The following is a 989-nucleotide window of genomic DNA, read 5'->3' as shown; positions in this document are numbered from 1 at the left end:
GGCGGGCTTTGTCGCCGACAGCGGACTGCGTCCGCGCTACCCGGCCGTAGAGGTTTACCGGGTGGAGGTCGCCGGCGATCCGGGCGCCCCCTACTTCGCGGACGTCGACCGGTTGCCCCGGGTGGACGGCGGACCGGAGGCGCTGCTGCGCCTCGACGAGCGGCGCCGGCTGCAGGGCCTGCCGACGCTGGGCCCCGCGCTGATGACCGCCGACGCGCGCGGCGCCGGATTGCCGGTGCCCTCGGTGACCGTCACCGACACCCCGGTGGCCCGCGAGACCGATTACGGCCGGGTGGACCAACATTCGTCGGCCATCCGGGCCGCGGGCGACGCACGGCATACCTACAACCGGGTGCCCGACTATCCCGTCCCCGGGGCCGACCCGGTCGTCGGCGCCTGGAGCGGCGGCCGGATCACCGTGTCGAGCTCGTCGTCGGACTCCACCGCGATGCCCGACGTCGCGCCGGCGACCTCCCCCGTCGCCGCCATCGACGGCGACCCGGCGACCGCGTGGGTGTCCAACTCGCTGCAATCGGCGGTGGGCCAGTGGCTGCAGGTCGATTTCGACCACCCGGTCACCAACGCGGCGATCACCCTGACACCCAGCGCGACGGCCGTCGGCGCGCAGGTGCGCCGCATCCTGATCGAGACCGCCACCGGCAGCACCACCTTGCGGTTCGACGAGCCCGGCAAGCCGCTCGCCGCCGCGTTGCCCTACGGCGAGACGCCGTGGGTGCGGATCACCGCCGCGGGCACCGACGACGGGTCCCCGGGCGTGCAGTTCGGCATCACCGACCTGTCGATCACCCAGTACGACGCGTCCGGATTCGCCCACCAGCTCGACCTGCGGCACACCGTGCGCGTCCCGGGGCCGCCGCCCGGCGCGGCGGTCGCGGGCTGGGACCTGGGTTCCGAGCTGGTGGGCGAATCCGGACGCGTCGTACTGGGTGATCGACAGGTCGGTGATGCCGAACTGCACGCCCGGGGAC

General features: G+C 74.1%; 1 protein-coding gene. It reads left to right on the top strand.

The window, feature by feature from the left end; translation table 11 throughout:
* On the top strand, nt 1-989 hold a 989-nt coding region (locus A5709_RS07090; RefSeq protein ID WP_156767990.1), incomplete at both ends, for a discoidin domain-containing protein.

The organism is Mycobacterium sp. E1386, from assembly GCF_001672745.1.
Lineage (GTDB): Bacteria > Actinomycetota > Actinomycetes > Mycobacteriales > Mycobacteriaceae > Mycobacterium.
The sequence above is the reverse complement of the archived record's forward strand: the minus strand, read 5'-3'. Positions and strand labels throughout refer to the sequence as shown.